Source organism: Nitrospirillum amazonense (assembly GCF_029594735.1).
Taxonomy (GTDB): Bacteria; Pseudomonadota; Alphaproteobacteria; order Azospirillales; family Azospirillaceae; genus Nitrospirillum; species Nitrospirillum amazonense.
In genome coordinates this window covers 722421-748185 of record NZ_JARPAF010000002.1, presented here as the reverse complement: position 1 = coordinate 748185, position 25765 = coordinate 722421, and the positions used below count along the sequence as shown (strand labels likewise).

22 protein-coding genes are annotated in these 25765 nt (G+C 69.1%); 10 read left to right on the top strand and 12 right to left on the bottom strand.

Features of this window, described 5'->3' with window-relative positions; all coding sequences use genetic code 11:
- Positions 1–105: 105 nt before the first annotated feature.
- From P5F91_RS09650 to P5F91_RS09640, 3 genes are all read right to left on the bottom strand, one after another.
- Complete coding sequence (locus P5F91_RS09650; protein WP_186454719.1) at positions 106–1137, bottom strand: FecR family protein; 1032 nt, start codon at positions 1135–1137, stop codon at positions 106–108.
- 25 nt (positions 1138–1162) lie between these two features.
- Positions 1163–1780, bottom strand: a complete 618-nt coding sequence (locus tag P5F91_RS09645) for an RNA polymerase sigma factor (protein ID WP_186454720.1) — start codon at positions 1778–1780, stop codon at positions 1163–1165.
- 101 nt (positions 1781–1881) lie between these two features.
- Positions 1882–3864: an adenylate/guanylate cyclase domain-containing protein gene (locus P5F91_RS09640; RefSeq protein WP_277907096.1), complete on the bottom strand. Its 1983-nt coding sequence runs from the start codon at positions 3862–3864 to the stop codon at positions 1882–1884.
- Between the two features lie 580 nt (positions 3865–4444).
- Between P5F91_RS09640 and P5F91_RS09635 the strand changes: the two genes are divergently transcribed.
- Entirely contained in the window at positions 4445–5413 is a 969-nt protein-coding gene (locus P5F91_RS09635; protein ID WP_277907095.1) for a thermonuclease family protein, read from the top strand.
- Positions 5414–5460: 47 nt separating this feature from the next.
- On the opposite strand, the gene P5F91_RS09630 is transcribed toward P5F91_RS09635, so the two are convergent.
- Complete coding sequence (locus P5F91_RS09630) at positions 5461–5871, bottom strand: group III truncated hemoglobin (RefSeq protein WP_145610494.1); 411 nt, start codon at positions 5869–5871, stop codon at positions 5461–5463.
- A gap of 121 nt (positions 5872–5992) precedes the next feature.
- Here P5F91_RS09630 and pip point away from each other — a divergent pair, with 121 nt between their 5' ends.
- A complete protein-coding gene (gene pip, locus P5F91_RS09625; protein ID WP_277907094.1) occupies positions 5993–6940 on the top strand; it encodes a prolyl aminopeptidase in 948 nt (315 codons plus the stop codon).
- A gap of 35 nt (positions 6941–6975) precedes the next feature.
- Here pip and P5F91_RS09620 read toward each other — a convergent pair whose 3' ends face one another.
- Positions 6976–7227 (bottom strand): DUF1674 domain-containing protein, encoded by a 252-nt coding sequence (locus P5F91_RS09620; RefSeq protein ID WP_422394460.1) that lies wholly within the window; start codon positions 7225–7227, stop codon positions 6976–6978.
- 148 nt (positions 7228–7375) lie between these two features.
- Here P5F91_RS09620 and P5F91_RS09615 point away from each other — a divergent pair, with 148 nt between their 5' ends.
- The 6 genes from P5F91_RS09615 (at position 7376) to P5F91_RS09590 (ending at position 15019) form a co-directional block, all read left to right on the top strand.
- A complete protein-coding gene (locus P5F91_RS09615; protein WP_145610496.1) occupies positions 7376–8692 on the top strand; it encodes an RsmB/NOP family class I SAM-dependent RNA methyltransferase in 1317 nt (438 codons plus the stop codon).
- A gap of 43 nt (positions 8693–8735) precedes the next feature.
- Positions 8736–9416 carry a ribulose-phosphate 3-epimerase gene (gene rpe, locus P5F91_RS09610; RefSeq protein ID WP_277907093.1) on the top strand — a complete coding sequence of 227 codons (681 nt, stop codon included), beginning with the start codon at positions 8736–8738 and terminating at the stop codon, positions 9414–9416.
- A gap of 15 nt (positions 9417–9431) precedes the next feature.
- Positions 9432–11084, top strand: coding sequence for a heparinase II/III family protein (locus P5F91_RS09605; RefSeq protein WP_277907092.1), 1653 nt, complete (start codon positions 9432–9434; stop codon positions 11082–11084).
- A gap of 85 nt (positions 11085–11169) precedes the next feature.
- On the top strand, positions 11170–12756 hold the full coding sequence (purH, locus tag P5F91_RS09600; RefSeq protein ID WP_145610498.1) for a bifunctional phosphoribosylaminoimidazolecarboxamide formyltransferase/IMP cyclohydrolase: 1587 nt from the start codon (positions 11170–11172) through the stop codon (positions 12754–12756).
- Positions 12757–12921: 165 nt separating this feature from the next.
- Positions 12922–14670: a sensor histidine kinase gene (locus P5F91_RS09595; RefSeq protein WP_277907091.1), complete on the top strand. Its 1749-nt coding sequence runs from the start codon at positions 12922–12924 to the stop codon at positions 14668–14670.
- Positions 14671–14740: 70 nt separating this feature from the next.
- Positions 14741–15019 carry a type II toxin-antitoxin system ParD family antitoxin gene (locus tag P5F91_RS09590; RefSeq protein WP_145610500.1) on the top strand — a complete coding sequence of 93 codons (279 nt, stop codon included), beginning with the start codon at positions 14741–14743 and terminating at the stop codon, positions 15017–15019.
- 166 nt (positions 15020–15185) lie between these two features.
- Here P5F91_RS09590 and lepA read toward each other — a convergent pair whose 3' ends face one another.
- Both lepA and P5F91_RS09580 read right to left on the bottom strand, forming a co-directional pair.
- On the bottom strand, positions 15186–16988 hold the full coding sequence (gene lepA / locus P5F91_RS09585) for a translation elongation factor 4 (protein ID WP_145610501.1): 1803 nt from the start codon (positions 16986–16988) through the stop codon (positions 15186–15188).
- A gap of 95 nt (positions 16989–17083) precedes the next feature.
- A complete protein-coding gene (locus tag P5F91_RS09580; RefSeq protein ID WP_277907090.1) occupies positions 17084–17755 on the bottom strand; it encodes a haloacid dehalogenase type II in 672 nt (223 codons plus the stop codon).
- Positions 17756–17921: 166 nt separating this feature from the next.
- Between P5F91_RS09580 and P5F91_RS09575 the strand changes: the two genes are divergently transcribed.
- Complete coding sequence (locus P5F91_RS09575) at positions 17922–18644, top strand: DUF1223 domain-containing protein (RefSeq protein ID WP_277907089.1); 723 nt, start codon at positions 17922–17924, stop codon at positions 18642–18644.
- 7 nt (positions 18645–18651) lie between these two features.
- On the opposite strand, the gene P5F91_RS09570 is transcribed toward P5F91_RS09575, so the two are convergent.
- The 5 genes from P5F91_RS09570 to rpmI all read right to left on the bottom strand — a co-directional run bounded on the left by P5F91_RS09570 (position 18652) and on the right by rpmI (position 24913).
- Positions 18652–20340 carry a methyl-accepting chemotaxis protein gene (locus P5F91_RS09570; RefSeq protein ID WP_145610504.1) on the bottom strand — a complete coding sequence of 563 codons (1689 nt, stop codon included), beginning with the start codon at positions 20338–20340 and terminating at the stop codon, positions 18652–18654.
- 200 nt (positions 20341–20540) lie between these two features.
- Entirely contained in the window at positions 20541–22934 is a 2394-nt protein-coding gene (gene pheT / locus P5F91_RS09565; protein ID WP_277907088.1) for a phenylalanine--tRNA ligase subunit beta, read from the bottom strand.
- Positions 22935–23010: 76 nt separating this feature from the next.
- Positions 23011–24087 carry a phenylalanine--tRNA ligase subunit alpha gene (gene pheS / locus P5F91_RS09560; protein WP_186455789.1) on the bottom strand — a complete coding sequence of 359 codons (1077 nt, stop codon included), beginning with the start codon at positions 24085–24087 and terminating at the stop codon, positions 23011–23013.
- Between the two features lie 249 nt (positions 24088–24336).
- Entirely contained in the window at positions 24337–24699 is a 363-nt protein-coding gene (rplT, locus tag P5F91_RS09555; protein WP_040843389.1) for a 50S ribosomal protein L20, read from the bottom strand.
- 13 nt (positions 24700–24712) lie between these two features.
- On the bottom strand, positions 24713–24913 hold the full coding sequence (gene rpmI, locus P5F91_RS09550; RefSeq protein ID WP_004271784.1) for a 50S ribosomal protein L35: 201 nt from the start codon (positions 24911–24913) through the stop codon (positions 24713–24715).
- A gap of 268 nt (positions 24914–25181) precedes the next feature.
- Here rpmI and P5F91_RS09545 point away from each other — a divergent pair, with 268 nt between their 5' ends.
- Positions 25182–25637 (top strand): DUF488 domain-containing protein, encoded by a 456-nt coding sequence (locus P5F91_RS09545; RefSeq protein ID WP_145610506.1) that lies wholly within the window; start codon positions 25182–25184, stop codon positions 25635–25637.
- Positions 25638–25765 lie beyond the last annotated feature (128 nt).

Genomic DNA, 25765 nt, shown 5'->3' with positions numbered 1-25765 from the left:
TTCCGCATTCATACTAGGGAGAGATCGGCAGGATTATCTTTCCGCCACTGCGTCATTTAAGTTTAACAGGCAAACTTGAGGCGCTACGAATTGGCCACGGCCGACTCAATCATAGAGAACTATGGAATCGCCCTCTTCCCGATACTTGGCGCTGAAGCCGACGGCCACGGCTCGGGCGAAGCCGTCCAGGTCGGTGGCCTGGAACAGGCCGGAGATATGGCGCTGCGCCAGCCGGTCGCTGGCCAGCACGATGCGCCGGCGGGAATAGCGGGCGAACTGCGCCACCGCCTGAGCCAGCGTCTCGCCCTCAAAGGCCAGGCGCCCTTCCCGCCACATCAGGGCCCGGTCGAGGGCACCCGGCGGCACCGCCTCGAAACTGACCAGGCTGCCGCGCCCGGCACCGCCGGGGCGCACGCTGACCTCCTGCCCACCGCTCACCAGCACGGCGTCCCGCGACCCCAGGTGCAGGGTCCAGTCGCGGCCGGTGACACGGTCCAGCGTTTCCGCCAGGGGCGAGGGCGCGCCTTCAACCGCCAGCTTCCCCGACAGCACGGCCACGGTCATGACACCGTCGCTGTTCAGGCGGGCGCAGCAGGCGCCGCCGGTGGTGGCCAGCTGGGCCAGCGGGCTGCGGACGACAAAGGGACGGTCGGAAACGGGGGCAACATCGAAGAACGCCTCGCCCCGCTCCAGGTACAGCAACCGCCGGCCGGCGGTATAGGCCAGAGTGACGGACGAGTTGGTGTTCAGCGTCAGGGTGGAGCCGTCATCCAGCGGAATGTGCCGCACCTCGCCCACGGCGGAGCTGTAGGTCTGCCGGGCCGCCGGCTGGCGTATCCCTGCCCCCAGCGCCGCCAGGCCGGCCACGCTGGCGGCGCCCGCCAGCAGGCGGCGGCGGCTGTGGAGGGGTGCGCGGTCGCGGGGGACTGCGGCCTCTCCGACCAGGGCGGGCGCCAGGTCCCGCCGGCTCAGCAGCAGGGCGCGGGCGCGGGCCAGCGCGCCAAGATGGCGGGGGTCGGCGGCCAGCCAGGCGTCAAGCTCCCCCCGTTCATCGGCGGTCAGGACGCGTGCGTCCATCCGGGCCACCCAGGCGGCGGCGGCCAGGTCGATCGCCCCGGCGGTTTGTCTTACGCTCACGCTCATCAGGTCCCTTGCCAACCGATCACCGTTCGCCCCGGCCGAAGCGCTCCGACAGCAACTTCAGGCCCCGGGTGATGTGCTTTTCCACGGTGTTTTCCGACAGGCGCATCCGCCGCGCGATCTCCTGCTGCGGCAGGCCTTCCACCCGGCGCATGACGAAGGCGCGGCGGGTCTGGCGCGGCAGATCGGCGATGGCGTCCTGGATCAGGCGCAGTTCCTGGCGGGCCGATGTCACCTCTTCCGGCGAGGGGGCATCCACCACCGCCTCCAGCGTCGACAGGTCGGCCACGGCGGCGATGGGCACCACGCGCGACTGACGCACCAGGCGCAGCACCACGGAATAGGCGGTCTGGAAGGCGTAGGCGCGCGGGTTCTCGATCCCGGCGACACAGGCCTTGGCCACCAGGATGGCATAGGTTTCCTGCACCACGTCATCGGCATCGAAGCCCAGGAAGGACTTCGACCGCAGCCAAGCCCTGAGCCCGTGCTCATGCGGCAGGATGTGGGTGGCCAGCCACCGCGCCCTCTCATCGCTGAAGGGGGCGTCGCTATGGGGCACGTCGCTGTAGGGCGCGCGTTGCGGCCCGTCCTGCGGCCGGGTGATCGCGTCGTGTCGATCCTGCACGGGGGCGTCATCCACTGGAGGTGCATCCCTCAACGGCCGCCTCGGGGTGGGGCGGCGCCGGGATACTAGGGGGTGGATGCGCCGGCGGGGGACTTTCCCCCACCCGTCATAAAAATTTAAGACGGGGTGGTGGCAGGCAGTTGGGGGCAGACCGGCTCCAAGCCCGGTTCGCCGATGGTCTGGCCCGTGGGCCCAACGGGGTCGCGGGGACCGTGTACGCCGTCGGCCAGCTGCCAAACCCGTACCTGGCCGGTGCGCCCGCGCAGGCTGAACTCGCCCACGTCGGTCATGGGCACGCCGCAGTCGGCAGCGGCATCCACCGTGTCGGCGCTGGCCAGCACGATGCAGGCGGCGGCCGGGTCGGCCAGGTCGGCGCCCAGCGCCTCCAGCCGGGCGGCGGCGTTCACCGTATCGCCCACGATGGTGTAGTTGATGCGGCTGCTGGTGCCGATGTTGCCCACGACCACCGGGCCGGAATGGATGCCGACGCGCAGGCGGATGGCGGGCCGGCCCTGGGTCACCGCCTCGTCATAGCTCTGGCGGATGCAGCGGTTGATGGCGGCGGCGGCGCGCAGGGCGCGCGCCGCATGGTCCGCCTGCTCGTCCGGCGCGCCCCAGAAGGCCATGACGGCGTCACCGATGAACTTGTCCACCGTGCCGCCCTCGGCCTCGATGCAGGCGGACAACAGGGTGAAATGCTCGTTCAGCAGCGAGGCGGTCTGCGCCGGGGTCATGTTCTGGGCCAGGGTGCTGAAGCCCTTGATGTCGGTGAACATGACGGTGACGTCACGCTCCTCGGACAAGATCGAGCCGGCGTGATCGCCCCGGCGGATGAGGCGCAGCACCAAGGCCTTGGGCACGTAGGACTCGAACCAGCGCAGGCCGGTCAGCATGGTGTTGAAGGCGGCGGCCGCGTCCGATAGTTCGCGCAGGCGGCTGTCCGGCAGGTAGGGCACGGCGTGGAAGTCCAGGTCGCGCAGCGAGGACGCCGCGTGCGACAGGCCCCGGATCTGCCGGCTGATGGTCTTGCCCAGGATCAGGCTGAGGGCGACCGAGACCAGCAGGATGGCGACGCCGCCCAGGCCGAACCAGCGGACGCGGCGGATTTCCTGGTCCACCTCGCGCTGCGGCAGCGCCATGACCAGGGTCCAGTTCTGGGCGCCGTAGCCGCTGAGGTCGCGCAGCAGGTAGACGTAGTCGACGTCGCCGACGCTGGCTTGGCGGAAGTCCAGGTCGCGCAGCTTGCCGCCCATGCCGTTGCGGGCCACCACGCGGCCGGGGGGCTGGCGCTGCCAGATGCCGGCGGCCACGGGATCGCCCAGGTCGGACAGCGTGGGCAGGGGCGGGTTGCGACCGGCCAGGTTGAAGGTGCGGCCAATCAGGGCCGGATGGGCCAGCACGTGGTCGGCATCGAACAGGATGAAGGCGGTAACGCCCTGGCTGCTGTCCAGTTCGCCCAGGAAGCCCGACAGGTCGGCGAAGCTGACGCCCACCAGGACGGCGCCCAGGAACTTGCCGCTCTTGGACCGCACCGGCGCGCGCACGGTGAGGAAGCTGGTGCCCTCCTCCTCCGACCATACGGGGTCCACCCAGCGGGCGACGGGCGCCGCCTTCATTTCCTGCATCAGGAGATCGCTGTTGGGCGGCGGCGGCATGGTGATGACCTCGGCGTCGTTGGGGCCCGTGCGGCGCGCCACGGTCCAGTGGCCGTCGGCCGACAGGAAGCTGACGGCTGTGATCTGGGGCGAGGCCGCCAGGGCCGAGCGCAGGTTCTGGCCCAGCCGCGTCTCATCGCTGGTGTCGATCTCCCCCCGCTGGATGGACGCCACCAGGAATTCCGCCTGATATTGCGCCGGGTCCAACTGGGCGCGCACCCGCACCGTCATCCCGTCCATGGCCAGGATGACCTTGTCGGTCAGAAGCGCCGCAGTGTTGCGGGTGGAGGTGCTGAAGCCCAGGATCAGAACGCTGGCTACCGCCACCAGGACCAGCGTGCCGAAACCCAGCAGCAGCGCGGTAGCGATGGAGACTCGCACGGCGGACCGTCGGATGGGACATCCCCCCGCCGGGCTTTCCAGGGCCTGTGTCGTTTCGCTCATGGCCGCACGGTAGCCGTCGGGCGGGCCGACGGCAACTGCGGCAAGCGTGCAGGCCCCCTGCCACCGGTATGGGCCTAATTCCTACTTAGCATATTGCATAGTGCAAACAGGGCGCTGTGATGGGGCGCATATTGCATTAAGCAATACATAATGCATCGATTTGCTGGAGCCCTGCGCCAAGAGTGGATCCCGCACCAGGGCACGCCCTCGGCCAAAATGGCCGGAAAAGGCCAATAAACAGTTAACGCGACGCCGCGCCGCACCCTGGCCCACACTTTGCTAAGGTTGGCATGTCTCGCAGAACAACCCCGATAAGGGACCGCAGACGGTGGAACCGACGGAATTTGCCTACTCAGCGTTTTCGGCTTCGCGTCCCTGACAGCCCAGGGTCGAGGCGACCCTGGAGAGGCAGGAACACCTGACGCCCCATCACCGGCATACGCGGCCGTGCCATCAATCGGTTCTGGCAGAACGCGTAAACTATCCAACGGCGCGGATCCAGGTGGTCCGCGCCGTCTCTTTTCTTCGCATTCCCCGTGCCGTATCGTCATCGCGCCCTGGTTGCCGGAGGCCCACCGCGATGCACGCTTGGCGACTCGCCCTGTTGCCACTGCTGATCCTGACGGCGGCCCTCCAGCCGGCCGAGGCCCGGACGCATCGGGCCCACCATAAGCCACACAAGGAACGCACGGCGAAGGGCACCCACGGCCTTATCCCCGCCGGCAACGGCGTGGTCATCGGCGTGCTCAGCGGCGACACCGTCACCCTGCGCGACGGCCGGGTCGTTCGCCTGGCCGGCATCCTGGCCCCCAAGGTGGGGTCACCCAAAGCCGCGCGCACCGCCCAGGCCGGCAGTTCGCAGGACGAGAATGCCGGCCGCCCCCCCTGGCCCCTGGCGGAGGAGTCGCGGCATGCGCTGGAGGAACTGGTGCTGAACCGCACGGTCAAGCTGATGCTGGGCGGGGTGGACCATGACCGCTACGGCCGCATCCTGGCCCACCTGATGGTACGCGACGGGCGCCGCCTGGTGTGGGTGCAGGATGCCCTGCTGCGCCAGGGGTGGGCGGAACTGGCGCCCCACCCCGACGCGCCCAAGGGCCTGGCCGCCCTGCGCCGGGCGGAGGACCACGCCCGCGAAGGCAAGCTGGGCCTGTGGGCCGACGGCTTCTACGCCGTGCGCGACCCCGACACGGCCTTCCGGGCCCAGGGCCGCTACGCCGTCGTCACCGGCCGCGTGCTGGACGCGGCCGACGCCCGCGAGCGCGTCTACCTCAACTTCGGCGCCGACCGGCGCACCGACTTCACGGTGGAGATCGACCGCCGTGACATGGCCGCCTTCCGGGCCCGCCACCTGAGCCCGCTGGACCTGAAGGACCGACTGGTGGAGGTGCGCGGCTGGGTGGAGGAGCACAACGGCCCCATGATCCGCGTCACCAACCCCGACCAGATCATCACCACCGACGGCCGTTGGCCCCATCGCCGCCCGGTCCGGGGCCAGAAGGAAGACAAGGACGGGAGCGACGCGGCGCCGGCCGCATCGGATCCCTAAGCGACGGAGGATGCCCGCGACGCCCTCGTCATGGCCAACGCCAGCCCCTAGGGCAGATAGGCGCCGGCGTCATCGCCCCGGGCTACCGCCAGGCCCATCTGCAGACTGCGGCCGATGCGGGCGCTGACCTCCGCCAGGCGGTCCGCCGCCTCCGCCGTGAACAGGCCCCGAGCCGTCTCCTGGAAAAGGGCCAGCCAGCGGCGGAAGTGATCCGGCCCGATCAGGGGCAGACCCGCGTGCACCACCATGGGCCGGCCCTCGTAACGGCCGGTGGATAGCAGGACGGAGGACCAGAAATCCACAATGCGCATGCGGTGGCGGTCCCACGCCTCCTCGGTGGTGCCGACGGCGCCCTCGAAGACCGGACCCAGCAGCGCATCCTGGCGCGCCCGGTCGTAGAAGGCCCGCACCAGGACGGCCAGCGACTCTTCCGTGAAGGCGGCAAATGGTTGTGACATCGCTGTAAAAACTCCCGCGAAACAGGCTGGGCGGAACCGGCCGGGCTTGGTTGGGTTTGCGCTGGGGGCCGGCCTTGGCCTACACTTCGGCCTTAATTCGAGCAATCTGGTGTACAGACCCATGGCGCGCGGCGACCTCTTCCCACCCCTGGAACCCTACCGGACGGGCACGCTGGCCGTCAGCGGCCTGCACACCATCTACTGGGAGGAAGCCGGCAACCCCGATGGCGCGCCCGTGGTCTTCCTGCATGGCGGCCCCGGTGCCGGCGCCTCGCCCACGCACCGCCGCTTCTTCGACCCCCGGCGTTACCGCATCGTCATCCTGGACCAGCGCGGCGCCGGCCGGTCCACCCCGCTGGGTGAAATCCGCGAGAATGGTATTCCAGATCTCATTTCGGATCTGGAACAATTGCGGGCGGTGCTGGAGATCGACCGCTGGCTGGTGTTCGGCGGCTCCTGGGGGTCAACCCTGGCGCTGGCTTACGCCCAGGCCCATCCGGAACGGGTGAAGGGCCTGGTGCTGCGCGGCATCTTCCTGATGCGCCAGCAGGAGATCGACTGGTTCCTTTACGACATGCGCACCTTCTTCCCCGAGGCCTGGTCCACCTTCGTGGCCCACATCCCGGTGAATGAGCGGGGCGACCTGCTGGAGGCGTACTACCGCCGCCTGACCTCCGCCGATCCACAGACCCGCATGGCCGCCGCCCGGGTGTGGAGCGTGTACGAGGGCGCCTGCTCCACCCTGCTGCCCAGCCCGGAACTGGTGTCGGCGTCGGGCGAGGACAACCACGCCCTGGGCCTGGCGCGCATGGAGGCGCACTACTTCCGCAACAACAAGCTGTCGCCGGAAGCGGCGTTGCTGGAGAACATCGACCGCATCCGGCACATCCCGGCCATCATCGTCCAGGGCCGCTACGACGTGGTCTGCCCCATCCGCACGGCGGATGAGCTGCACCGCGCCTGGCCCGAGGCCGACTACATCGTCGTGCCGGACGCGGGCCACAGCGCCATGGAGCCGGGCATCCGCTCCGCCTTGGTGCAGGCGACGGAGCGGTTCAAGACCCTCTGAAACCCCAGGGGCGTACCGGCGGGGGCGCCACCGGTTTAGAAATCGCTGCACCGGCCCTTGCGTTCCCAGTCGCCGTAGCGGGTGGGTTCGGGGCCGGTGGGGCCACCGATCTCGCGCACGGGTTCGGGTTTCGCGGCCTCGGCCTTGATGGCTTCGGCCTTAACGGTTTCGGGGGCGGGTTCGGGCGCCGATGCCGCGGGGGCCCCGTGGGGGACCACGTGCGCTTTGAAGATGGGTGCCTTGGGCTCGGGCAAAGGGGGCTCTGGCAGGGGGGGCAGCTTGCTCATGGCACTATAATTGGCCCCGGCGCGCGCCACCGCCAAGGGCTTTTGCCGGGGGCCAGACCTTCCCGTCCGAATCCATGCCGGAAACGGGGGGCGGGTGGCCGAAAGGGGCCGGTGACAGCGGGCCCGTTCCGGGGTACACCCCGCCCCCATGAATACCGAAACGCTGGCCGCCCGCCGGGTGGTCCTGGATCTCTTGGAAAGCGTGCTGCGCCGCCGCGTGCCGCTGGATGACGCGCTGGACCAGCACCGGGGCCTGCCCGGCCTGGAGCCGCGCGACCGCGCCTTCGTCCGCCTGCTGACCGCCACCGTCATCCGCCGCCTGGGCCAGATCGACGCCGTGGTCCTGTCGCTGCTGGCCCGGCCGGATCTGCCCAAGGCCGGCGTGCTGGACATCCTGCGCGTTTCCGCCGCCCAGCTGCTGTTCCTGGGCACCCCCGCCCACGCCGCCGTGGACACGGGCGTGGAACTGGCCGTGGCCAAGGGCCTGGCCGGCATGAAGGGTCTGATCAACGCCGTGCTGCGCCGCCTGGCGCGCGAGGGCGCCGACCTGCTGGCCGCCCAGGACGCCGGCCGCCTGAACACGCCCGACTGGCTGTGGCTGGCCTGGCGCCAGCACTACGGCACCGGCCACACCCGCGCCATCGTCGATGCCCACCTGGTGGAGGCGCCGCTGGACATCACGGTGAAGGGCGACCCGCACGCCTGGGCGGAAAGGCTGGAGGCGACGGTGCTGCCCAACGGCACCCTGCGCCGCGCCGCCGGCGGGTCGGTCACCGAGCTCCCGGGCTTCAATGAGGGCGCCTGGTGGGTGCAGGACGCCGCCGCCGCCCTGCCCGCCCGCCTGCTGGGCGACGTCGCCGGCCTGACCGTCATCGACCTGTGCGCCGCCCCGGGCGGCAAGACGGCCCAGCTGGCCGCCGCCGGCGCCAAGGTGACGGCGGTCGACCGCTCCGCCCCCCGGCTGGACCGCCTGTCGCGCAATATGGAACGCCTGGGCCTGTCGGTCGCCACGGCGGTGGCCGACGCCACCAAGTGGCAGCCGGACGCACCGGTCGATGCCGTGCTGTTGGACGCGCCGTGCAGCGCCACCGGCACCATCCGCCGCCACCCCGACGTGGCGCGGCTGAAGACGCCGGAAGACGTGGGCCGCCTGTCGGGCGTGCAGCGCCGCCTGTTGGACCGCGCCATCGACATGGTGAAGCCGGGCGGCCTGGTGGTCTACTGCACCTGCTCCCTCCAGCCGGAGGAAGGCGAGGAGCAGTTGTCCAAGCTGCTGTCGCGCCGCCTGGACGTGATGGTGGAACCCATCATCCCGGTGGATCTGGCTTATGGCGCGGAGGCCGATGTGGAGGCACTGGCCCCCCTGGTAACCGACAGCGGCGACGTGCGCACCACGCCCGGCCACTGGGCGGGGTTGGGCGGCCTCGACGGATTTTTCATGACCCGCCTGCGCCGCACCGCCTAGCGGTTGGCAAAGCAGCCCTTAGTTGATAGGAACCATAGTCACCATGCAGCAGCCGGTACGCATCGCCCCCTCCATCCTGTCGGCCGACTTCGCCAACCTGGGCGCGGAGGTGCGGGCCGTGGACGCTGCCGGTGCCGACTATATCCACATTGACGTCATGGACGGGCATTTCGTGCCCAACCTGACCATCGGCCCGATGGTGGTGCAGGCCCTGCGCCCGCATTCGGCCAAGGTGTTCGACGTGCACCTGATGATTTCGCCGGTGGATAATTTCGTCGCCGCCTTCGCCAAGGCCGGCGCCGACATCATCACCGTGCACCCCGAGGCCGGCGCCCACACCCACCGCACGCTGCAGCTGATCCGCAGCCTGGGCAAGAAGGCCGGCGTGGCGCTGAACCCGGCGACGCCCATCTCGGTCCTGGATTACATCATGGATGACGTCGACATGATCCTGGTCATGTCGGTCAACCCCGGCTTTGGCGGCCAGTCCTTCATCAACAGCCAGAAGGACAAGATCAGGGCCATCCGCCAGCGCATCGACGCCGTGACCGCCGGCACGTCCCGTGTCATCGACCTTGAGGTCGACGGCGGCATCAACGTCGAGATGGCGCCCGTGGCGATATCCGCCGGCGCGGACGTGCTGGTGGCCGGCACCGCCACCTTCCAGGGTGGGCCGGAGGCCTACGCCGACAACATCCGCCGCCTGCGCGGCCCGCTGGTCTAAGGGATCGAACGGCGCATGGCCCGTGTCACTTCCGGCATGAGACGGTTCCGCGCCGGCCCCGGCGCGCTGGTCTACCGGACGCCGCTGTACGGCGTGCTGCTGAAAAGCCGCGCGCCCCAGGCGCTGGGCGTGGTGCCGGCCGACCCGTGGCCGGGTGACCCCCGCCAGGGTGAGGCGCTGCTGGCCGGCCGTTTCGCCTTCGCGGGTGAGGAGCGCCAGGCCGATCTGCCGCCCTGGCTGGATCTCTCCGCCGGATCCGCCTGGCTGACAGCCCTGCACGGCTTCGACTGGCTGCGCCACCTGAAAGCCGCCGGGGGCGACGCCGCGCGCCGCCAGGCCCGCGTGCTGGTCACCAGCTGGCTGGACGGCTTCTCCTCCTGGCATGCCGTCGCCTGGGCGCCGGAGGTGACGGCCCAGCGCATCGTCGCCTGGATTGGCGCCCACGACTTCTTCCTGGCCAGCGCCGACGACGGCCTGCGCGCCCGTGTCTTCGACAGCCTGGCCCGCCAGATCCGCCACCTGGCCCGTCTGGTGCCCGGCCGCCTGCGGGGCGTAGATCTGATCCTGGGCATCAAAGGCCTGGTCTACGGCGGCTTCTGCCTGCCGGGCCGGGGCCGTACGGCCCAGCGCGCCCTGTGGCTGCTGAACCGCGAGCTGACCCGCCAGGTCATGCCCGACGGCGGCCATGTGCAGCGCAGCCCCTCGCTACAGCTGCAGGTGCTGCGCCACCTGATCGACATCCGGGGCGTGTTGCGCGCCGCGCGGGCCGACATGCCCGACGCCGTGCAGCACTCCATCGACCGCCTGACGCCCACCCTGCGCTTCTTTCGCCATGGCGACGGCGGCCTGGCCCTGTTCAATGGTGGCTGGGCGGAAGACCCCACCTTCATCGACACGGTGTTGAGTCAGGCCGACGCCCGCGGCCGGCCCTTGCGCTCCGCCCCCCATGTGGGGTTCGAGCGGCTGGCGGCTGGCCGCGCCTGCGTGCTGTTCGATGCCGGCGCACCGCCGCCGTCCGGTCTGGACGCTCGGGCGCACGCCGGCAGCCTGTCGTTCGAGATGAGCGTGGGGCGCGAGCGGCTGATCGTCAACTGCGGCAGCCACCCATCCGAAACCGGCGCCTGGCGCGGGGCCTTGGCCTCCACCGCCGCCCACTCCACCCTGGTGGTGGCCGACACCAACTCCGCCTCCGTGCGCGAGGATGGCGGCCTGGGTCGCCGCCCGCATCCGGTGGAGGCCAAGCGGCGCGAGACGGGCGGCGCCGTCCTGGTTGAGGCGGCGCACGACGGCTATCGCGACGGCTTCGGCCTGATCCACCACCGGCGCCTGTACCTGGCCGAGAACGGCGAGGATCTGCGCGGCGAGGACAAGCTGGAAGGCGGGTCCGGCGGGCAGTCCTACACTCTGCGCTTCCACCTGCATCCGGGCGTGCACGCCAGCCTGTCCCAGGGCGGCGACGGCGTGCTGCTGCGCCTGCCGTCGGGCGCCGGCTGGCGCCTGCGCCTGTCGGGCGGCACGGTGGGGCTGGAGGAAAGCGTCTATCTGGGCGACGGGCCCGAGCCGCGCGGCACCCTGCAGGTGACCGTGCGCGGCACGACCGCCCCCGGCGGCGCCACCGTGAAGTGGGCCCTGCGCCGCGAGAAGAAGGCCGAGGGCGCCGACCCCTGAGCCACCATGACCCCAAGTTTCCCTTGAAGCCCGGCGTTTGCCGGGCTTTCTCATTCCCAAATCCCACCGAAGCCGGATTGCCATCATGACCAGCCCCGATCTCGTTCCCCTGCGCCGCGCCCTCATCTCCGTGTCCGACAAGACCGGCCTGATCGAGCTGGGCCAGGCCCTGGCCGCGCGCGGCGTGCACATCCTGTCCACCGGCGGTTCCGCTCAGCGCCTGGCCGAGGCCGGCGTGCCCGTGACCGAGGTGGGCGACCACACCGGCTTCCCCGAGATGATGGACGGCCGGGTGAAGACCCTGCACCCGCGCATCCACGGCGGCATCCTGGCCCGCCGCGATGACGAGGGGCACGTGGCCGCCATGAACACCCACGATATCCCCGGCATCGACCTGGTGGTGGTGAACCTCTATCCCTTCGAGGCCACGGTGGCGAAGGGCGCCGACTTCGAAACCTGCATCGAGAACATCGACATCGGCGGCCCCAGCCTGATCCGGGGTGCGGCCAAGAACCACGACTTCGTGGCGGTGGTGACCGACCCGTCCGACTACGCCCCGCTGCTGGCCGAGCTGGCGGCCCATGACGGCCAGACCACCCTGGACCTGCGCCGCCGCCTGGCGGCCAAGGCCTATGCCCGCACCGGCGCCTATGACGCCGCCATCGGCGCCTGGTTCGCCAACCGCCTGGGCCAGACCTGGCCGGAGAGCGTCACCGTGTCCGGCACCCTGCGCCAGACCCTGCGCTATGGCGAGAACCCGCACCAGACGGCCGCCTTCTATGTGACGGGGGAGCGCCGCCCCGGCATTGCCACCGCCACCCAGCTGCAGGGCAAGGAGCTGTCGTACAACAACCTGAACGACACCGACGCGGCCTTCGAGCTGGTGGCCGAGTTCGACCGCCCGGCCATCGCCATCATCAAGCACGCCAACCCCTGCGGTGTGGCCGAGGGTGATGACCTACCCACCGCCTACGCCCGTGCCCTGGCCTGCGACCCCGTGTCCGCCTTCGGCGGCATCATCGCCGCCAACCGCACCCTGGACGCCGTGACCGCCGAGGCCATATCCCGCCTGTTCGCCGAAGTGGTGATTGCCCCCGACGCGGATGAGGCCGCCCGTGCCGTGCTGGCAGGCAAGAAGAACCTGCGCGTGCTGCTGACCGGCGACCTACCCAATCCGGCTCAGGCCGGCACCCTGATCAAGACCGTCGCCGGCGGCTTCCTGGCGCAGAGCCGGGATGACGGCCGCATCCTGCCGGCCAACCTGAAGGTGGTGACCAAGCGCGGCCCCACCCCGAAGGAGCTGGCCGACCTGCTGTTCGCCTTCCGCGTGGGCAAGCATGTGAAGTCCAACGCCATCGTCTATGCCAAGGACCTGGCCACGGTGGGTATCGGCGCCGGCCAGATGAGCCGAGTCGACAGCAGCCGCATCGCGGCCATCAAAAGCCGGGAGGCGGCGGAGGCCGCCGGCCTGGCCGAGCCGGGCACCAAGGGCAGCGTGGTGGCGTCCGACGCCTTCTTCCCCTTCGCCGACGGCCTGATCGCGGCGGCGGAAGCCGGCGTCACGGCCGTCATCCAGCCCGGCGGCTCCATGCGTGACCAGGAAGTGATCGACGCTGCGGACGAGCGTGGTCTGGCCATGGTATTTACCGGCATGCGTCATTTCCGTCACTGACGGCGGCAGGGACAGGGGGATAGTTCCGTATCAGGAGACCATCCCCCTTTCCACCCCGCCCCATCCTTGAAGGGCGGGTGTTCAGGGATGGCGATGACCGATGGGGGAAGCCCAGGCCCGCGAAGCATGCGGTAACCTGGGCCAAGTAGGACCAGGGCAGCCCATATGAACGCCTCCGCGCCAGACCACGCTGCTTCGGCCGGCGCCTCTCTCCCTGATCTTCTGGCTGGCGGCGTCCCGGCCCCGGATGGCACCGTTCATTCCGACGCGGCCATCGTTCCCTTGATCCCGTCCGCCGGTCGCCCCGTGGCGGCCCTGTTGGTCATGAGCCTGGTGCTGACCCTGCTGGTCTTCGCCTGGGCCGCCTGGGACCACCACCGCCGCGTCTGGGACGATGCCCGTGAGCAGGTGGTGGACGTGACCCATGTGCTGGAAGAGCATGCGGGCAAGATCTTCAGCATCCACGCCACCAGCCTGCGCTACGTCGAGCGGCTGGTGGAGGACGCTGGCTGGAAGAATATCGCCGGCGACAGCCGCTTTTACGACCGCCTGCGGGAAATCTGGCAGGCCTCTCCCGAGCTGGAGAGCGTGTGGGTGGTGGATACCAGCGGCATCATCCGCGTGAACACGGTGCAGTGGCCCACACCGGCGCTGGACGTCAGCGACCGGGAGTATTTCCGCGCCCAGCTGAAGCCGGGCGCCGGGATCTTCATCGGGCAGCAGTTGCGCGGCCGCATCTCCGGCGCGGCCTTCCTCCCAATCAGCCAGCGTATGGAAACGCGGGACGGCCGTTTCAACGGCGTGGCCCAACTGTCGCTGAAGCCGGACTATTTCATCGCCTTCTACCGGTCGCTGTTCTCGGCCGATCCCAAGACCATGATGCTGGTGCGCGAGGATGGTGCGGTACTGCTGCGCGAGCCCGCCCCCGCCGACGACCTGCAGCAGGGCTTTTATCCAGAGCTGCTCAAGACGCCGGAGGACGCCACCGGCACCTTCATCCTGACCTCCCCCATCGATGGGGTGCGGCGGCTGTACGCCCGGCGCAAGGTTCCCAACCTGCCGCTGTTCGTCCTCTATGGCATCGACACGGCCAGCATCGCCAAGGAATGGGAAGACAGGGCCCTGGTCTACGCCGCCGTGGCCGTTCCGGCCTCGCTGGCGCTGATGCTGGTGGCCTGGATCGCCATCCGCCGCTCCCGCGACCTGGCCCGCGCCGACCGGATCCTGCGCCATGCCAACACCCTGCTGGAAGCGCGGGTGGCCGACCGCACCCGGCACCTGGACCGCGCGCTGGCGGAGCGCGAGATGCTGCTGCGCGACACCCACCACCGGGTGAAGAACAATCTGCAGGTCGTCTCCAGCCTGCTGCAGCTTCAGGCCGGCATGAATCCGGCGCTGCGCCCCGCCCTGGGCGACGCCCTGCGCCGCATCCACGCCATGGGCATCCTGCATGAGCAGCTGCACCGCGCGTCGGATGTCGACGTGGTCCAACTGGACCGGGTGATCACCGCCCTGGCGCGCGAGATCGACAACATCCACCAGGGCGAGGGGCACGCAGCGGGCGGGCTGCGCCGCGTGTCCGTGGTGCTGGACCTCACGCCACTGGAAAGTGACCTGACGGCGTCCGTGCCCGTGACCCTGGTGCTGAACGAGGTGCTGTCCAACGCCTTCAAGCACGCCTACCCCGAAGGCCGCGCCGGCACCCTGGCCGTGACCCTGCGGCGGGAGGGCACTGAGGGTGTGCTGACCGTCGCCGACGATGGCGTGGGCATGCCGGACACCGCCGCCGGCACCGGCCGCAAGAGCCTGGGCCTGCTGCTGATCGACGCCTTCACCCGCCAGCTGCGCGGCCGTTTCCTTTACGAGGCGACCACGCCGGGCACACGGTTCACCCTGCGGTTCCCGCTGGGGTGAATCCGAGATTGGCATAGTATGCCAATCGGCGTTAGGCTTTGGATCTTGAATTCTTCGCCAGGGGATGCCGATGCCAACGCGCAACGTGGTGCTGACCGATCACCATGAACAAGTCATCGAGCACTTGGTGCGATCTGGCCGTTACCAGAACGCCAGCGAGGTCCTTCGTGCCGGCCTGAGACTCATCGAACGAGAGGAAGCACAACATGAGGCCAAGCTGAAGGCGTTGCGGGAGGCGGCGGAAGCCGGCCACCGCGAGCTGGATGAAGGGCGGTTCGATGAGGTTACGGACGGTGACTTGGAAGAATACATAGCTGTGCTTGGCAGAGAAGCCGCTGGCGGGCACTGACGGCATGCTGCTCTACCGGCTGGAACCTGGCGTGGTTGGAATTGTGCGTGTTCTTCACGATGCCATGGACGTGGAACAGCATGTTCCATGGGACGACAGCCCCTGAAACCAGAACCGGCCGCCCCGATGGACGGCCGGCGCAATACCCGGTGTTTTGGGGGGCGGATCAGCCGTCACCCATCTTGAGGGCGGCAATGAAGGCGCTCTGCGGGATTTCGACTTCGCCGAATTGCCGCATGCGCTTCTTGCCTTCCTTCTGCTTGTCCAGCAGCTTGCGCTTGCGGCTGATGTCGCCGCCATAGCACTTGGCCAGCACGTCCTTGCGCATGGCGCTGATGGTCTCGCGGGCGATGACGCGGCTGCCGATGGCGGCCTGCACGGCGATCTTGAACAGCTGACGCGGAATCAGCTCCTTCAGCCGCTCACACAGCAGGCGCCCGCGATGCTCGGCCTGGCTGCGGTGGACGATGGTGGACAGGGCGTCCACCGGTTCCGCGTTCACCAGGATGGACATCTTGACCAGGTCGCCGGTCTCGTACCCGTCCATCTGGTAGTCGAAGCTGGCATAGCCGCGGCTGATGGACTTCAGCCTGTCATAGAAGTCGAACACCACCTCGTTCAGCGGCAGCTTGTAGACCAGCATGGCGCGACCGCCGACATAGGTCAGGTCGATCTGCTGGCCGCGCCGCTCGGTGCACAGCGCCAGGATGCCGCCCAGATATTCGTCGGGCAGCATGATGGTGGCGCGAATCCACGGCTCATCGATGTGGTCGATGCGAATGGGATCCGGCATGTCGGCCGGGTTGTGCATGTCGATGACCGACTTGTCGGTCATGTGGACCTTGTAGATGACGCTGGGCGCCGTCGTGATCAGGTCCAGGTTGAACTCGCGCTCCAGCCGCTCCTGGATGATCTCCAGGTGCAGCAACCCCAGGAAGCCGCAGCGGAAGCCGAAGCCCAGGGCGGCCGACGTCTCCGCCTCGAACTGGAAGCTGGCGTCGTTCAGGGCCAGCTTGCCCAGGCTTTCGCGCAAATGCTCGAACTCCGCCGCGTCGGTCGGGAACAGGCCGCAGAACACCACCGGCACGCTGGGCTTGAAGCCTTCCAGCGGCTCGGCGGCCGGGCGGCGCTCTTCGGTGATGGTGTCGCCAACCTTGGTTTCGCGGATGTCCTTGATGCCGGCGGTGATGAAGCCCATCTCGCCCGGCCCCAGGCGGCCGGACTGCACGGCCTTGGGCGTGAAGTGGCCGACGCGGTCGGCTTCCTTCGTGGCCCCGGTGGCCATCATGCGGATCTTCTGGCCCACCTTAAGCTCGCCATCGACCACGCGCACCAGGATGACCACGCCCAGGTAGGGGTCGTACCAGCTGTCGACCACCAGGGCCTTCAGCGGCGCCTCCAGGTCGCCCTTGGGCGGCGGCAGGCGGGTGACGATGGCCTCCAGCACGTCCTTGATGTTCAGGCCGGTCTTGGCCGAGATCATGACGGCGTTGCTGGCGTCCAGGCCGATCACATCCTCGATCTGCTGCTTGATGCGGTCGGGTTCGGCCGCCGGCAGGTCGATCTTGTTCAGGACCGGGACGATCTCATGGTTGTGGTCGATGGCCTGGTAGACGTTGGCCAGCGTCTGCGCCTCCACCCCTTGCGAGGCGTCGACCACCAGCAGCGATCCTTCGCACGCGGCCAGCGAGCGCGAGACCTCATAGGCGAAGTCCACGTGGCCGGGCGTGTCCATCAGGTTCAGCTGATAGGTCCGCCCGTCATCGGCCTTGTAGTTCAGGCGCACGGTCTGCGCCTTGATGGTGATGCCGCGCTCGCGCTCGATATCCATGCTGTCGAGCACCTGCTCGCGCATCTCGCGGGCGTCCAGGCCGCCGCAATACTGGATCAGGCGATCGGCCAGGGTCGACTTGCCGTGGTCGATGTGGGCGATGATGGAGAAATTGCGGATGTGCGAAAGGTCGGTCATGACGGGCCGGTCTGGAAAAATTCCCGCGACCATAGGATGCCCGGCGTTCCGGCGCAACCGCGGGGTTGGCGGGGCGTTCATGTGCGGCCTGGGGACTAAGGCGCAATGGCCGCCGCCAGGTCCCGCAAGTCGGTGACGGTCACCGTGGGCGCCAAGCCCCAGGGGTCGAACAGCGCCTCGGATGACCGCCGCACCCAGGCGGCGCGCCAGCCGGCGGAAAGGGCGCCGATGACGTCGAAAGGGTTGCTGGAAACCAGCCAGGTCTCCGCGTCCGTGGCGCCGGCCGCCCCCAGGAAGTGGCTGTACACGGCCGGGTCGGGCTTGAACGACCGCACGTCGTCCGTGCTGATGACCCCCAGGAACAGATCGGCGATCCCGGCAGCGTCCAGCAGGGTGCGCACCGCGGCTTTGGTGCCGTTGGAGAAGGCGTAGAGGCGGAAGCCGGCCGCACGCAAGCGGGCCAGCCCATCCGCCACATCGGGGAAGGCCGGCAAGGTGCGGTAGGCGTCCAGCAGGGCCGTCCGCTGGTCCGGTCTCAGCGGCGTTTTATATAGGGTGCAGGTGTGGTCCAGGGCCTGGGCTGTGCAGACGCTGAAGGGCACGTAGTTCTGCATCAGGGCGCGGCGGAAGGCGTATTCCAGCTGCCGCTCACGCCATGTGCGGGAGAACTCCGCCGCGCGGTCGCCCACCATGCCCTTCAGCATGGCCACCAGCCCATGGGTGTCGATCAGCGTGCCGTAGACATCAAAGGCCAGCGTCACCGCCATCGGTCCCTCCCCCATTCGGCATTGGTGCAGACTGTGTCCCGACTGGAACGCATGGTCCAGGCCGGAAGCGGCGGCCGTTCGCCGCGCCGCCCTGGCGGGGCCACCAGGCACTTCCCACATTGGGGGACATCACGCTCGCGGCGTGGACAAGGGAGGGGACGAAAGAATGCGTCGTACCGGCTTGCTTTTCCTGGCATTCAGCCTGGGCCTCCCGATCTCGACGCCCGCGCTGGCGGCGGGACCGGTGGTGGTGGAATTGTTCACGTCGCAGGGTTGCTCCTCCTGCCCGCCCGCCGATGCCTTCCTCACCGACCTGGCGCAGGACCGCCGGGACGTGCTGCCCCTGGCTTTCCACGTGACTTATTGGAATGGCCTGGGCTGGCGGGATCCCTATTCATTCGAGGCCGCCACGGCGCGACAGCGGTGGTATGCGCGTAGCCTGGGCGGCGGCCAGGTCTACACGCCGGAGATGGTGGTGAATGGCGAACGCGCCTTCGTCGGTTCCGACCGTGCGCGGGGCTTGGCCGAAATCGCCGACGCCACGCGGCGGGAAGCGGCGCCGGTCGGCTTGCAGGTCGCGCGCGGGGAAGACGGCCTGGTCATTTCCGTTGGCGCGGGCAAGGGACAGCAGGGTGACATCCTGGTGGTGGGGTATGACCCGCAACACCGCACCCCCATCGGGCGGGGCGAGAACAGCGGCCGCACCCTGCTGGAATCCAATATCGTCCGGTCGCTCACCCCAGCCGGGCAATGGCGGGGAGACGCGGTGGAGGTCCGCCAGCCTTTGCCGGCGGGGGAACGTGTCGCGGTCCTGCTGCAGGCACCGGATGGCCGCATCCTGTCCGCCGCCATCCTGAACCAAGCGCCAGGGGATCGGACGCCGGGGTGAGCGGGGCTCAGCCCGCGCGCACCTTGGTCAGGAAGCCCGCCACCTGGTGGCGCAGATGATCGGACTGGCTGACCAGATCTTGGGCGGCGTGCAGCACATCCACGGCCATTGTGCCGGTCTCACTGGCGGCGCGGGTCACCTGGCCGATGGTGCTGGACACGTCGGAGGTGCCGGCGGCGGCCTGGGCCACGCTGCTGGCGATCTCGTTGGTGGCGGCACCCTGCTGCTCCACCGCCGCGGCGATGGTGGTGACGATGTCGCTGATGCGGCCGATGGTGCCGCTGACACCGTGGATGGCGCCGGCGGCACTGCCGGCGACGGCCTGGATCTCGCCGATCTGGGCGCTGATCTCTTCCGTCGCCTTGGCAGTCTGCGTCGCCAGGGTCTTCACCTCGGACGCCACGACAGCAAAACCTTTCCCGGCCTCACCCGCCCGCGCCGCCTCGATGGTGGCGTTCAGGGCCAGCAGGTTGGTCTGGCTGGCGATATCGCTGATCAGGCGCACCACGTCGCCGATCTTGCGCGCCGCCTCCACCAGGCCGCTCACGGTGTGGTTGCTGCGCTCCGCCTCCACCACGGCGTTCTGGGCGATCTGGGAGGACTCCTCCACCCGCCGGCCGATCTCCTGGATGCTGGCGGACAGCTGCTCCGCCGCCGCCGCCACGGTGTTGACGTTGCCGGCCGCGGCCTCCGCCGCGCCGGCGACCGCCAGCGTCTGGTGGTTGGTCTGCTCGGCAATGGCCGACAGGCCCTTGGCGTTGCCCTGCATGCGGTCGGCGGCACCGGCCACCCCTTCCACCACCTGGTTCATGCTGGCCTCGAACTCGTCGGCCAGTTGGGCCAGCGCGGCAAGGCGTTCGGCCTGCGCCTGGGCCTTCATCGTCTCCTGCTCATGGCGCAGGGTATCGGCCTCCACCATGGTGCGCTGGAAGATGCGCAGCGCCCGCACGGTGGCGCCGATCTCATCCCGCCGGTCGGTCGCCCGCACCTCCACGGTCTGGTCGCCGTCGGCCAGGGCCGTCATGGTGTCGACGATGCGCTTCAGCGGGCGGGACACGCTGGCCCAGGCGATCCACAGCGCCAGCGCCATGATCAGCACGGCGCCCGACAGGCCGGCCGCCAGCGTCACCCAGTAGGTGCGTTCGTTGCGGGCCTTGGCGGCGGCCTCGCCCTTGCTCAAATTCTCGTCCACCGCCTTGGTGATGACGGTCAGCCGGTCCAGCAGCTTGGACAGGCGGATGTCGAACTCATCGGTCAGGGTGGACGCGCCGGCCTTGGTGTTGCCGGCCAGCATCTGTTCGCGCGCCTCTTCCGCGAACTTCATCATGGCCTTGAACTCGTCCCGGGCCATGGCCAGGTCGTCCTTGGAGCCTGGGTTCAGGCGGGCGACACTATCCAGGTATTTTGCGAGGTCGCTGGCCTGCTGCCCGATCTCATCCTTCATGCTGTCGATGATGAACTTGTCAGTCTCCGCCAGCATCATGTAGCTGATGCGGCCGATGTTGGCGGCGGCGCCATTGGCCCGGTCGATGGCCTTCAGGGCCTCCGCCTCGCCGCGCAGCAGGTGCTGGTACTGGGCCGCACCCGTGTTCATCTGCGACAGGGTGTAGAGGGAGGTGCCGAGCGTCACCAGCCCCATCAGGATCAGGGGCAGCAGCAGCTTCTGGATGATGGGCAGATCCCGGAAAAACTTCATGCCGTCTGTCCTCCCCCAACGGGTGACACCCATAAGCGCAGGCGTCAGTTTCCGCTTTTTATCTTTCGAAAGATAGTAAGAGACGGGGGTACGGGCGGTGCAAGAGGTTAAAGTAGTCTAAAATTCACAATAAGTTGGTTAAAAGGAAAGGCGCCCCCTGAAAGCCAAGGGGCGCCTACTGCAAGCGTGCGACCTCTGTGTCAGCCGCGCAACACGGCACCCGTCGCTTTGGTGACGGCGGCGACGACTTTGGCGGCCACGGCCTCGATTTCCGCATCCGTCAGGGTCTTGTCCACCGGTTGCAAAGTGACCGACAGGGCGATGGACTTGAAGCCGGTTTCGACTCCGGGCCCCTGGTAGACGTCGAACAGCTGCACGCCGGTGATCAGGGCCTTGTCGGCCCCCTTGGCGGCACGGACCAGGCGATCCGCCTCCACGCCGGCCTCCACCACAAAGGCGAAGTCGCGGCTGATGGGCTGGAAGGCCGACAGCTCCAGCTTCGGTTTCTCCGTCCCGCCCTTCTTCTTCGGTTGCGGGATCAGGTCCAGGAACACCTCGAACGCCACCAGCGGGCCGGTCAGGTCCAGGGCCTCCAGCACCGCCGGGTGCAGCTCGCCGAAGCGGGCCAGCACGGTGGGGCCCAGCCGCAGGCAGCCGGAGCGGCCCGGGTGGTACCAGCCGGGCGCGTCGGTGGAGACGACCAGGTTGGCGGTGGGGGCGCCGGCGGCCTCCAGCGCCGCGATGGCGTCGGCCTTGGCGTCATAGGCGTCCACGGGGCGGGTGCCCTTGGCCCAGTGGCGGGCTACGGCCAGGCCGGCGCGCACACCGGCGGCGATCAGGTCCTGGCCCTTCTCGCTGCCGTCGCGGAAGGCGGGGCCCACCTCGAACAACGCCAGGTCGGCATAGCCGCGCGCGGCGTTGCGGCCGGCGGCGGCCGCCAGGTTGGCCAGCACGGAGGGGCGCATGACGGCCAGGTCGGCGCTGATGGGGTTCAGCAGGGCCAGCTCGTCCGGCGCCCCGCCGAACAGCTTGGCCGCCTCGGGCGCCAGGAAGGACCAGGTGATGGCCTCCAGCATGCCCCGGCTGGCCAGCAGGCGGCGCACGGTGGCGGTGCGGCGCTGCTTGGGCGTGACGGCGACCTTGGGCAGGCCCTCGTCACGCGGCAGGCTGGTGGTGGGGATGGCGTCGAAGCCGTGGATGCGCAGCACCTCTTCCACCAGGTCGGCCTCGCCCTGCACGTCGGCGCGCCAGGACGGCGGCACGGCCTGGATCAGGCCGTCCTTCCGGCTGGTCTCGAAGCCCAGGGCGGTCAGGATGCGCACCTGGTCGGCTTCCGGAACGTCCACGCCGCCCAGATGGGCCACGCGGGCCGGCCGCAGGGTCAAAGGGCGGCGCCAGGCGGGCTCGGCACCGGCCACGAAGACCTCGCCGGCCTCACCGCCACAGAGTTCCAGCACCAGGCGGGTGGCCTGTTCGATGCCGCTGACGACGCTGGCCGGGTCCACGCCGCGCTCGAAGCGATAGCGGGCGTCGCTGTCGATCTGCAGGGCGCGTCCGGTCTCCGCCACCTTGGCGGGCTCGAACAGCGCCGCCTCGATGATGACGTCCGTGGTCGTCTCCGACACGCCGGTGCTCTCGCCGCCCATGACACCGCCCAGGGACAGCACGGCGCCGCTGGCATCGGCGATGACGGTCAGGCCGGCGGGCAGGGTGTATTCCTTGCCGTTCAGGGCCAGCAGGGTTTCACCCGCCTTGCTCTCGCGCACGGTCAGGTCGCCCTGGACCTTGGCGGCGTCGAAGACGTGCAGGGGGCGCACCTGGTCCAGGGTCATGAGGTTGGTGATGTCCACCAGGGCCGAGATGGGGCGCAGGCCGACGGCGGTCAGCTTGTCCTGCAGCCACTGCGGGCTGGGCCCGTTGCGCACGCCGCGCACCACGCGGGCGGCGAACTGCGGGCAGGCCGCCGTTTCCAGCGTCACCTTCACCGGCGCGGGGAAGACGCCGGGCACGGGCGCGGTGTTCAGGGGCTTCAACGTGCCGACGCCGGCGGCGGCGAGATCGCGGGCAATGCCATAGACACCGGCGCAGTCCACGCGGTCTGGCGTCAGCGAGATCTCGATGACAGCGTCGTCCAGCTTGCGCCAGGCGGCGAAGCTGGCACCCACCGGTGCCTCCTCCGGCAACTCGATGATGCCGTTGTGCTCATCCGACAGGTTCAGCTCGCGCTCGGAGCACAGCATGCCCCGGCTTTCCACGCCGCGGATGGCGCCGACCTTCAGCGTGTCGCCCGTGGCCGGGATCACGGCGCCGGGGCTGGCGAACACCACGGTGATGCCGGTGCGGCAGTTGGGGGCACCGCACACCACCTGGATGGGCTCGCCCGCGCCGGTGTCGACCATGGCGACGCGGAGCTTGTCGGCGTTGGGATGCTTTTCCGCCGACAGCACCTTGGCGATGACGAAGGGGGCCAGGGCCTTGCCCTGATCCTCCACGCCCTCGACCTCCAGGCCCAGGGATGTGAGCTTGTCGGTGATGACGTCCAGGGGGGCGTCGGTTTCAAGGTGCTGCTTCAGCCAGGAAAGGGTGAACTTCATCGCTACCTGCCGTTCTTCGGGTGGGGCGCCTGGCGTCTTGAGGCCGGCTGCCGCTCTTACGTCTTGTGAGGGTGAATTACCGCGTGAGGCCTTGGGCCAGGCTGGGCACATCCAGCGGCACGAAGCCGTAGTGCTTCAGCCAGCGCAGGTCGGCCTCGAAGAAGGTGCGCAGGTCGGGGATGCCGTACTTCAGCATGGCCACGCGCTCGATGCCCATGCCGAAGGCGAAGCCTTGCCAGCGGGTGCTGTCGATGCCGCAATTCTCCAGCACCTTGGGGTGGACCATGCCGCAGCCCAGGATCTCCAGCCAATCGCCATAGTTGCCCAGCTTCAGCTCGCCGCCCTTGCGCGAGCAGCCGATGTCCACCTCCGCCGACGGTTCGGTGAAGGGGAAGAAGCTGGGGCGGAAGCGCAGCGGCAGGTCGTCCACCTGGAAAAAGGCACGGCAGAACTCCAGCAGCGTGCCCTTCAGATGGCCCATGTGGATGTTCTCGCCGATCACCAGGCCTTCGATCTGGTGGAACATGGGCGTGTGGGTCTGGTCGTAGTCGGACCGGTAGGTGCGGCCGGGCGCGATGATGCGGATGGGCGGTTCCCCCGCCAGCATGGTGCGGATCTGCACCGGGCTGGTATGGGTGCGCAGCACGCGGGTGCCCCCGTCCGGCCCGTTGGGCAGGTAGAAGGTGTCGTGCATCTGGCGCGCCGGATGCTCCGGCGGGATGTTCAGGGCGGTGAAGTTGTTGAAGTCGGTCTCGATGTCCGGCCCCTCCGCCACGGTGAAGCCCATGTCGGCGAAGATGGCGATCATCTCCTCCACCGTCTGGCTGATGGGGTGGACGCGGCCTTCGACCTCGGGCCGGGCCGGCAGGCTGACGTCGATGCGCTCCGCCTCCAGCCGCTGGGCCAGGGCTTCCGCCTTCAGCACCTGGCGGCGGGCGTCCAGCGCCTGGCTGATCTCTTCCTTCACGGCGTTCAGGGCCTGGCCGCGTTCCCGCCGCTCATCCGGCGTCAGCGATCCCATGTCCTTCATCAGGCCGGTGATGCGGCCCTTCTTGCCCAGGGCGTCCACCCGCACCTCTTCCAGGGCGGCCAGGTCGGGGGCGGCGGCAGCGGCGGCCAGCAGGTCGGCCTTGAGGCTGTCGAGGATGTTCATCGCGACGATCCGTCTTCTCGGTGGGCAATAGGGCAATCTTGGGGGCGGATACTACCAACGGCGCGGAGCTTTGGCCCGTGCCGTTGTGGCCGGCGACCGCCGGCCCCGCAGCGAGTACCGCAGGGCGCAGTGAGGAAGCCAAGCCGGCGGATGCCGGCGCCCGGCGCTTGAGGGAGCACAAAACAAAAAAGGGGAGCGGGCCCGCCGGGCCTGCTCCCCTTCTTATCAGCACCGTTGATCCGGGTAGGATCAAGCGGCCTTGAGAGCGGCCTGGGCTTGATCGACCAGGACCTTAAACGCCTCCGGCTCGCGCGCGGCGATGTCGGCGAGGACCTTGCGGTCAACGTCGATGGCGGCGCGCTTCAGGCCGTGCATGAACTGGCTGTAGGTCAGGCCGTGGATGCGGGCACCGGCGTTGATGCGCTGGATCCACAGGGCGCGGAAGTTACGCTTCTTGGCGCGACGGTCGCGGTAGGCGTAACGCAGCGCCTTCTCGACCTTCTCGATCGCGATACGGAAGCAGTTGTTGGAACGACCCCGGTAGCCCTTGGCCAGCTTCAGGATCTTCTTGTGACGGGCGTGGGTGGTCACGCCCCGCTTAACGCGAGCCATGGTTCAGCCCTCCTTACGGTACCCGGATGAAATTCTTGGTGATGATGATACCGTCCTGCTTGGACAGGGTCATCATGCCGCGGGCGTTCCGCTTCATCTTCTGCGGACGCTTGCGCATGCCGTGGCGCTTGCCGGCGGCCTGGGCGCGAACGAGACCGGAGGCGGTCAGCTTGAACCGCTTCTTCGTCCCGCTGTGATTCTTCAGCTTGGGCATTTTGATTCCTCACGAAAGAATAACCGCCCCGAAGGACGGCGGTGGATTCATTTGAGCGGGTGGGCATGCCCTGGACCTTTCGGTCCGGCCTCGCCGCCAAAATGAAGGGCGGTTTGTACACGGGGGCAGGGCATATGGCAAGGGCTGAGCGCGGCAGAATGACTCATTTCCAGGCACATCCGCCCCTTGCCGGACACAGGGCTGGGGCCCACTTCTGGACAACCCCTAACGCCAATCATCGACTTCCCTGCCTAGGAGGCGCCCGCCCATGCCCGAGCTTTACACCATAGGGTATGAAAAGGCGGGCCAGCCGGCGCTGGTGGAGCGCCTGGCGCGGGCCGGCGTGCGCACGCTGATCGACGTGCGGGAACTGCCATTGTCGCGCCGCGCCGGCTTTTCCAAGGGCCCGCTGTCGGCCGCCCTGCGCCAGGCCGGCATCGAGTATGTGCACCTGAAGGCGCTGGGCACGCCCAAGGAGGGGCGCTTGGCCGGCCGCGCCGGCAACCAGCCACTGTTCTGGTCCATCGTGGACCAGGCCCTGGCGCGGCCCGAAGCGCAATACGAACTGGGCGTGGCGGCCGCCACGGCGCTGAACCAGGGGCCGGCCTGCCTGTTGTGCCTGGAGGATGATCCGCACATCTGCCATCGCTCCCGCGTCGCGGCCGACATGGCCGCGGGCTGGGGCTTCGACGTCCATCACCTGTCGGTGGACGCCGCCTTTTAGCCCGTCAAGGATCCGCCGCCCCCAAATTTGCCAGCCGGCGCCGCACGGCGGACACAATGGACGGCGAGAAGAACCAAGTGGCCGGCGGATGGGACCCCTGAAGGGGACGCTGGCCCAACGGACAGCTA